Below are 7,860 nucleotides of genomic sequence, written 5' to 3' on the forward strand. Positions count from 1 at the left end.
GGGGGTGGGGCCGTGGTCGGCGGGGGGCCGACGGGTCGGGGGTGGGGCCGTGGTCGGCGGGGGGCCGACGGCGCAGGGGCGGGGACCGACTGCGGGGATCCGGTGGGTCGTGCGCGGTTCTCCGGCCGGCTCCGGGGGTGCGGGACCGGCCCGGCGATCGGCGCGCCGGACGGGGAGGTCCGGTCCGCCGGTGGTCCCGAATCCCCCTCGGGCCCCTTCGTACCCTAGGAGCCGCAGCACGCCCTGTCCACCTCAGAGGGGATGGTGTTGTCCCAGGTCACACTGGACTTTTCCGGGTCGGGACGGTCAGCCGCCGGACGGTCCGCCACCGTCCACGGCGTCCCGCATGCGGTGCAGGAAGCTCACCACGACCTCGGCCTGCTCGGGGGTGAGGGTCCGGGCGGCGGCGATCATGCGCTCGTGCACGGCGGTGAGGGTGGCGCGCACCTCGCGGTCGGCCCCCTCGGTGACCGTGACGATCAGGGCCCGCCGGTCGGTGGGGTGCGGTTCGCGGCGGACGTGCCCGCTCTTCGTCAGCCGGTCCAGCAGCGTGGTGGTCGAGGCCGAGGAGATGCCCAGCCGGGCCGCCAGGTCCCGGGGGCTCACCGTCCGGCCGGCGCGGGCGGCCTCCAGGAGGTGGCGGAGGGCGAGCAGATCGGTCTCGCCCATGCCCATCTCGCTGCGGGCCCGCCGGCGCATCCCGTTCTCGGCGGCGCGGTACGCGCGCAGGGCCTCCAGCACCTCCACGGCCGCGCGCGAGGCGTCGTCGTCGCCGTACCAGTATCCCGATGACGTGGTGGGTGTTGGCATATTGTTCACCGCACCTCCTGGAAGAGCGGGGCGCACGGATGGTGGAATGGAGTCGGCCTCCCGGTCGCACGACCGGGACGGTTCCCGGACCCCCGGGCGGTGGTCGCCCGGTGCCCGCTCCCCGATCGTAACAACCATCGTGCTGATAGCTAGACTTTCTAGTATCTTTCGGATTGCATGGACCTTGCGCCGGGGGGGGGCCGGCTCCGCCCGCGCCCCCGTCGGGGTGGCAGCAGCAGGACTCGAGGAAGGTTCGATGATGAGCAAGTCAGTGTCCCCGCAGTCGGCGGCCCGGTCGACGGACCTCGACCCCACCCCCCTCCTCCCGCTGTCCCCGGAGGCCCCGGCCGCCGCCGGCCAACCCCCCTGTTGCCACGAAGAGCTCGTGCAGAGCGTCTTCACGGCCGCCGGCGAGGTGGAGACCGCCGAGTGGGCACTCGACCGGGCGCTGGACGAGGCTGCGGGCTCCGACGACGAGATCGGTGTCGGGTTCGACGTCGCGCCGGTCGACGGCACCCTGGAGACGGCACGGTGGGCCCTGGACCAGGCGACGAGCGTGCTGCACGCCCAGATCCGCGCGGCGTCCCGGGCCGGGGTCCCGGTCGCGGTCCTCGCCGAGGCGTCGGCGCTGGGGGCGCACGAGCTGGCCGCCGTGCTGGACGCCGCGGACCCGGCGGCGCCGACCGTCGCCCAGCCGGCCGCCCTGCCGACCGCCGGCTGACGTCACCGGCCGCCTTCACCGACGGCCGGCGGCGGGTGGCCGTCCTTTTGTTACAGGTGAGTAACCGATACCGCGAGTTCCTGTTTCTTCGGGCGTGTCAGCGCTGATCGGAGGGCAGGACGCCATAGATTTCTTCATGGGCACGACGGATGGTGATCTCCGTCACGTCGGGCCCGGGAGCCCTGCGCTCCCCGACGAGCGAGCCCAGTGCTCGCCCCGGCGCGGCCCCGTCTCCCCGGAGTGCGAACCCAGCACTCCCGGCGGGCCCGTATCGACCCATGGAGGAAACGATGAGAACGAAGCGGATCGCGGGCGCATCAGTGGTGCTGACCGGATCGTTGCTGCTCACCGCGTGCGGTGGGGGAGACGGCGGGTCGGGAGACGCCGCCGCCGAAGAGGGCGGCGGCACCTTCAGCGTGTACATCGGGGAGCCCGAGAACCCGCTGGTCCCGGGCAACACCAACGAGACCGAGGGCGGCCAGATCGTCGACGCGCTCTGGACCGGGCTCGTGGAGTACGACCGGGAGACCAACGAGGCCGCCTACACCGGGGTCGCCGAGTCCATCGAGTCCGAGGACCAGAAGACCTGGACCGTCAACCTCAAGGACGGCTGGACCTTCCACGACGGCACCCCGGTCACCGCGCAGAGCTACGTGGACACCTGGAACTACGTGGCCAACAGCGAGAACGCCCAGGGCAACTCCTACTTCTTCGCCAACGTCGAGGGCTACGAGGACCTGCAGGCGGAGGAGGGCAAGAAGCCCGCCGCCACCGAGATGTCCGGCCTGCGCGTGATCGACGACCAGACCTTCGAGGTCACCCTCACCGACCCCTACGCCCAGTGGCCCACCACGGTCGGCTACACCGCGTTCTTCCCGATGCCCCAGGCCTTCTTCGACAACCCCGAGGGCTTCGGCGAGCAGCCGATCGGCAACGGCCCGTTCAAGGCGGACGAGGCCTTCCAGGACGGCGTGGGCATCACCCTGACCCGCTTCGACGAGTTCGGCGGCGAGGAGCCGGCCAAGGCCGAGGGCGTGGAGTTCCGCGTCTACACCGAGATCAACACCGCCTACAACGACCTGCAGGCCGGCTCCCTCGACGTCATGGACGAGCTGCCGCCGGACGCCATCGCCTCCGCGGAGGACCAGTTCGGTGAGCGGCTCAAGACCCAGCCCCAGGGCGACATCACCTCGCTGGGCTTCCCGACCTACGACGAGCGCTTCGCCGACCCGGAGGTCCGCAAGGCCTTCTCGATGGCGATCGACCGGGAGGCCATCACCGAGTCCATCTTCCAGGGCACCCGCACCCCGGCCGCCTCGTTCGTCTCCCCGGTGGTGGACGGCTACCGCGAGGACGCCTGCGAGGCGTGCGAGCTGAACGTGGAGGAGGCCAACCGGATCCTCGACGAGGCCGGCTTCGACCGCTCCAAGCCCGTGGATCTGTGGTTCAACGCCGGCGCCGGCCACGAGGAGTGGATGCAGGCGATCGGCAACCAGCTCCGCGAGAACCTGGACGTCGAGTACCAGCTGCGCGGCGACCTCCAGTTCGCCGAGTACCTGCCGCTGCAGGACGAGAAGGGCATGACCGGCCCGTTCCGCTCCGGCTGGGTGATGGACTACCCGGTCATGGAGAACTTCCTCGGGCCGCTGTACACCACCGCCGCGCTGCCGCCGGCCGGGTCGAACTCCACCTTCTACAGCAACGAGGAGTTCGACGCCCAGGTGCGCGCCGGCAACAGCGCCGCCTCGATCGACGAGGCGGTCCAGGAGTACCAGAAGGCCGAGGACATGCTGATCGCGGACATGCCCGCGACCCCGCTGTTCTACCGCGTCACCCAGTACGCGCACTCGGAGAACGTCAGCGACGTCTCCGTGAACGCCTTCCAGCGCGTCGAGGTCGAGGACGTGGTCGTCGGCTCCGAGTGATCCGTCCCGGGCTCGGGGCGCCCCCTCCGGGGCGTCCCGAGCCCGTTCCGTTCGCGCGACACCCTCGCGCACCACCCGCGCGACACCATTCGCGCACCCCTCCGCACACAACCAAGGAGACCCATGGGGCGGTACGTCCTCCGTCGTCTGCTGCTGACCATCCCGGTGCTGCTGGGCGCATCCCTGCTCATCTTCGCCATGGTCTACGCGCTGCCGGGCGATCCCATCCGAGCGCTGGGCGGGGACCGCCCGCTCTCGGCAGCGGTGCAGGCGCAGCTGCGCGCCGAGTACAACCTCGACGACCCTCTGCTGATCCAATACGTGAAATACCTGGCCGGCCTGGTGCAGGGGGACTTCGGCACCGACTTCTCGGGCCGGCCCGTCCTGACCACCATCCTCGACCGGCTGCCCGTGACGATCCGGCTGGCCCTCGTGGCCGTCGGCTTCGAGATCCTCATCGGCATCCTCGCCGGCGTCCTGGCGGGCCTGCGCCGCGGCTCGTTCTTCGACAACCTGGTGCTCGTCTCGACCACGGTCGTCGTGTCCATCCCGGTGTTCGTCCTCGGCTTCCTGGCCCAGTACGTCTTCGGCGTGCGGCTCGGCTGGTTCCCGATCGCCGGCCTCACGGACGGCTGGTTCAGCTACATCCTCCCCGGGCTGGTGCTCGCGGCCCTGTCCCTGGCCTACGTGGCGCGGCTGACCCGCACGAGTCTCGCGGAGAACCTGCAGAGCGACTACGTGCGCACCGCCCGGGCCAAGGGCCTGAGCGAGACCACCGTGGTCGGCAAGCACGCGCTGCGCAACAGTCTCATCCCGGTGGTCACCTTCATCGGCGCCGACCTCGGCGCGCTGCTGGGCGGGGCCATCGTCACCGAGTCGGTGTTCAACATCCCCGGTCTGGGCCGGGCGGTCTACGACGCGGTGCTGCGGCAGGAGGGCGCCGTCGTCGTCGGGATCGTGACCCTGTTCGTGTTCTTCTACATCTTCTTCAACCTGGTGGTCGACGTCCTCTACGCCGCCCTCGACCCGAGGATCCGCTATGAATGAGCCCCGCACGGAAACACTCGAGGAGCCCACGCACGAGGAGGGCACGCACCGGGAGTCCTTCTCGGACCGTGTCGACGACCGCGCCGAGGAGCTCGCCTCCGCGGCCGCCGGCGGCGACATCGAGCAGGCCGGCCTGTGGCGGGACGCCTGGCGGCAGCTGCGCCGCAACCCGTTCTTCATCGTGGGGGCGCTGCTGTTCCTCGCCTTCGCGCTGATGGCGGTGGCCCCGCAGCTCTTCACCTCCGTGGACCCGCGGGAGTGCAGCCTCTCCCGCTCCGGGGGCGCGCCGCAGGCGGGCGCGCCGTTCGGCTACGACGTGCAGGGCTGCGACTACTACGCCAACGTGGTCCACGGCGCCCGGGTCTCCCTGTCCATCGGCTTCCTGGCCGTGTTCGGCACCCTGGTGATCGGCGTGGTGGTGGGAGCGCTGGCCGGCTACTACGGCGGCTGGATCGACTCGGTGCTGGCCCGGGTCACGGACATCTTCTACGGACTGCCGCTCATCCTGGGCGCCATCATCCTGCTGTCCGTGCTGCCCGAGCGCGGGATCCTGGAGGTCTCGCTCGCCCTCATCGCGTTCGGCTGGATGACGGCGATGCGCCTCGTCCGCTCCAACGTGATCGGCGTCAAGGAGGCCGACTACGTCCAGGCGGCGCGGGCGCTGGGCGCGGGCACCGGGCGGATCATCACCAAGCACATCCTGCCCAACGCGATGGCGCCCGTGCTCGTGTACTCCACGATCGCCGTGGGAACGATCATCGCCTCCGAGGCGACGCTGACCTTCCTGGGCGTCGGTCTTCAGCTGCCCGAGATCTCCTGGGGCCTGCAGATCAACGCGGCGCAGAACAGGCTCCGGGACGCCCCGCACCTGATCCTGTTCCCGTCGCTCTTCCTGTCCCTGACCGTGCTCGCGTTCATCCTCATGGGGGATGCGCTGCGCGACGCCCTCGACCCGAAACTGCGCCGATGACACCCTCCCACCCCGCATCCGCCCCGTCCCCGGCGGTCTCCGCGTCCGCGGAGCCGCCCGTCCTCGAGGTCGACGACCTCGCGGTGGAGTTCCGCTCCCGCCGCCGCACCGTCAACGCCGTCAACGGCATCAGCTACTCCGTCCGCGCCGGGGAGACCCTCGCCGTCGTGGGCGAGTCCGGCTCGGGCAAGAGCGTCAGCGCCCAGGCCGTGATGGGCATCCTCGACATCCCGCCCGCCCGGATCACCAGCGGGGAGATCCGCTTCCGCGGCGACGACCTCCTGGCGATGAGCCGCAGGGAGCAGCGTGCGGTGCGCGGCCCGGGGATCGCCATGGTCTTCCAGGACGCGCTGTCCGCCCTCAACCCCGTCTTCACGGTGGGGCACCAGATCGGCGAGCTGTTCCGCGCGCACCGCAAGGCGTCCCGCGGCGAGGCGCGCGAGAAGGCCATCGAGCTCATGGAGCGCGTGGGCATCCCCGCGGCCCGCGAGCGCGTGGACGCCTATCCGCACCAGTTCTCCGGGGGCATGCGCCAGCGGGTCATGATCGCCATGGCGATCGCCCTGGACCCGGACATCCTGATCGCGGACGAGCCGACCACGGCGCTCGACGTGACCGTGCAGGCCCAGATCATGGACCTGCTCAGCGAGCTGCAGCGCGAGACCGGGATGGGGATGATCCTGATCACCCACGACCTCGGCGTGGTCAACGAGGTCGCCGACCGGGTGGCCGTGATGTACGCCGGGAGCATCGTGGAGAACGGCACGGTGGACGAGGTCCTGGCCGAGCCGCTGCACCCGTACACCAAGGGGCTGATGGCGTCCATGCCCAGCCTCGAGTCCCACGGCGACCGGCTGCACCCGGTGACCGGGACCCCGCCCGACCTCTCCGCCGTGCCCAGCGGCTGCGCCTTCCACCCGCGGTGCCCCCTGGCCCGGTTCGGGCGGGCGGCGGCGCCGGGCAAGGACTGCGCGGCGGACGTCCCGGTCCTGCGCGAGGTCGTCCCCGGCCGCACGGCCGCGTGCCACTACAGCGAGGAGCTCGAGCATGAGTGAGTCACAGCCCACGACGACGGACGCCCCGCTGCTGGAGCTGCGCGACCTCACCAAGCACTTCCCCCTCACCCAGGGGATCGTGTTCCGCAAGACCGTGGGGCAGGTGCGCGCCGTCGACGGCGTGAGCATGACGCTGCACCCGGGGGAGACCCTCGGGCTGGTCGGCGAGTCCGGCTCCGGGAAGTCGACGGTGGCCAAGCTGGTCATGGGCCTGGAGCGGCCGACGGCCGGGCAGATCCTGTACAAGGGCCGGGACATCACCGCGATGTCCGCCCGCGAGCTGCGGGACTACCGCCGCAACGTCCAGATCATCTTCCAGGACCCGTACTCCTCGCTGAACCCGCGCATGACGGTGGGCGACATCGTGGCCGAGGCCTGGGAGGTGCACCCCAACTCCGTGGCCCGGAAGGACCGGGGCGCCCAGGTCCGGGAGCTGCTGGAGCGGGTGGGCCTGCGGGCCGACTACGCCAACCGGTATCCCCACCAGTTCTCCGGCGGGCAGCGCCAGCGCATCGGGATCGCCCGGGCACTGGCCCTGCGCCCCGAGGTCATCATCTGCGACGAGCCCGTCTCCGCCCTCGACGTGTCCGTGCAGGCCCAGGTGATCAACCTGCTGCAGGACCTGCAGGACGAGTTCGGGCTGTCCTTCCTGTTCATCGCCCACGACCTCTCCGTGGTGCGCCACCTCAGCAGCCGGGTGGCGGTGATGTACCTCGGCAGCGTCGTGGAGACCGGGGACCGGGACGCGATCTACGAGCAGGCCGCGCACCCGTACACGCAGGCGCTGCTGTCGGCCGCACAGCCACCCCGCGACCGAGAGTCCGGGTCCCGGGAGCGGATCATGCTCAGCGGCGACCTGCCCAGCCCGGCGAACCCGCCGTCCGGCTGCCGGTTCCGCACGCGCTGCTGGAAGGCCCAGGACGTCTGTGCCGAGAAGGCGCCGCCGCTCGTCGACCGGGGTCAGGGGCACCCCTCGGCCTGCCACTTCGCCGAGACCCGCGACCTGGTGGTGGGCACGGCGTAGCCGACGCACCACGGGCAGGGCCCCGGCCGCGATGTGCGGCCGGGGCCCTGCCCGTGGTGCGTCCTGCGGGGCCGCCGCGCCGCCGGACTCATCCGGGCCCGGCGGCGGGGAGCGGCGGAGCGGCCGAGTCCGGGAACGCCGCGCGGGCCCACAGCAGCATCACGGCGTAGCTGCGCCAGGGGCTCCACCCGGCGGACCTCTCCGCCGCGGCGGCGGTCCCGGCCACCCCGAGGGCGCGGCGCAGGACGAGGTCCTGCGGGAGGAAGACGTCGGGCTCGCCCAGGACCCGCAGGGCGACCGATCCCGCC

7 protein-coding genes and 1 pseudogene are annotated in these 7,860 nt (G+C 71.7%); 6 read left to right on the top strand and 2 right to left on the bottom strand.

The annotated features are described in order from the left end of the window. Positions 1-306 precede the first annotated feature (306 nt). Entirely contained in the window at positions 307-810 is a 504-nt protein-coding gene (locus ABL57_RS20130; protein WP_047805268.1) for a MarR family winged helix-turn-helix transcriptional regulator, read from the bottom strand. Between the two features lie 256 nt (positions 811-1,066). Between ABL57_RS20130 and ABL57_RS20135 the strand changes: the two genes are divergently transcribed. From ABL57_RS20135 to ABL57_RS20160, 6 genes are all read left to right on the top strand, one after another. After that, positions 1,067-1,531 carry a hypothetical protein gene (locus ABL57_RS20135; protein WP_047805269.1) on the top strand — a complete coding sequence of 155 codons (465 nt, stop codon included), beginning with the start codon at positions 1,067-1,069 and terminating at the stop codon, positions 1,529-1,531. 290 nt (positions 1,532-1,821) lie between these two features. Further along, complete coding sequence (locus ABL57_RS20140) at positions 1,822-3,456, top strand: ABC transporter substrate-binding protein (protein ID WP_047805270.1); 1,635 nt, start codon at positions 1,822-1,824, stop codon at positions 3,454-3,456. A gap of 123 nt (positions 3,457-3,579) precedes the next feature. Then, the gene (locus tag ABL57_RS20145; RefSeq protein WP_047805271.1) at positions 3,580-4,503 is read left to right on the top strand and encodes an ABC transporter permease; all 924 of its coding nucleotides are present in this window, start codon (positions 3,580-3,582) and stop codon (positions 4,501-4,503) included. Next, entirely contained in the window at positions 4,496-5,473 is a 978-nt protein-coding gene (locus ABL57_RS20150) for an ABC transporter permease (protein ID WP_082157613.1), read from the top strand. Before ABL57_RS20145 ends, ABL57_RS20150 begins: the two co-directional genes overlap by 8 nt. Next, on the top strand, positions 5,470-6,528 hold the full coding sequence (locus tag ABL57_RS20155; RefSeq protein ID WP_047805272.1) for an ABC transporter ATP-binding protein: 1,059 nt from the start codon (positions 5,470-5,472) through the stop codon (positions 6,526-6,528). The genes ABL57_RS20150 and ABL57_RS20155 overlap by 4 nt, the downstream gene beginning before the upstream one ends. Then, the gene (locus ABL57_RS20160) at positions 6,521-7,552 is read left to right on the top strand and encodes an ABC transporter ATP-binding protein (protein WP_047805273.1); all 1,032 of its coding nucleotides are present in this window, start codon (positions 6,521-6,523) and stop codon (positions 7,550-7,552) included. Before ABL57_RS20155 ends, ABL57_RS20160 begins: the two co-directional genes overlap by 8 nt. 88 nt (positions 7,553-7,640) lie before the next feature. Here ABL57_RS20160 and ABL57_RS22575 read toward each other — a convergent pair. Then, positions 7,641-7,860: pseudogene (locus ABL57_RS22575) on the bottom strand (AlkA protein); the annotation flags it as partial.

The sequence above is a fragment of the Kocuria sp. SM24M-10 genome, from assembly GCF_001027955.1.
Classification (GTDB): Bacteria; Actinomycetota; Actinomycetes; order Actinomycetales; family Micrococcaceae; genus Kocuria; species Kocuria oceani.

What these genes read in the sequence shown, in the direction of transcription:
- ABL57_RS20155 (WP_047805272.1), top strand. Translation starts at nt 5,470, where the DNA reads ATGACACCCTCCCACCCCGCATCCGCCCCGTCCCCGGCGGTCTCCGCG.
- ABL57_RS20150 (WP_082157613.1), top strand. Translation starts at nt 4,496, where the DNA reads ATGAATGAGCCCCGCACGGAAACACTCGAGGAGCCCACGCACGAGGAG.
- ABL57_RS20130 (WP_047805268.1), bottom strand. Translation starts at nt 810, where the DNA reads ATGCCAACACCCACCACGTCATCGGGATACTGGTACGGCGACGACGAC.
- ABL57_RS20145 (WP_047805271.1), top strand. Translation starts at nt 3,580, where the DNA reads ATGGGGCGGTACGTCCTCCGTCGTCTGCTGCTGACCATCCCGGTGCTG.
- ABL57_RS20140 (WP_047805270.1), top strand. Translation starts at nt 1,822, where the DNA reads ATGAGAACGAAGCGGATCGCGGGCGCATCAGTGGTGCTGACCGGATCG.
- ABL57_RS20160 (WP_047805273.1), top strand. Translation starts at nt 6,521, where the DNA reads ATGAGTGAGTCACAGCCCACGACGACGGACGCCCCGCTGCTGGAGCTG.
- ABL57_RS20135 (WP_047805269.1), top strand. Translation starts at nt 1,067, where the DNA reads ATGATGAGCAAGTCAGTGTCCCCGCAGTCGGCGGCCCGGTCGACGGAC.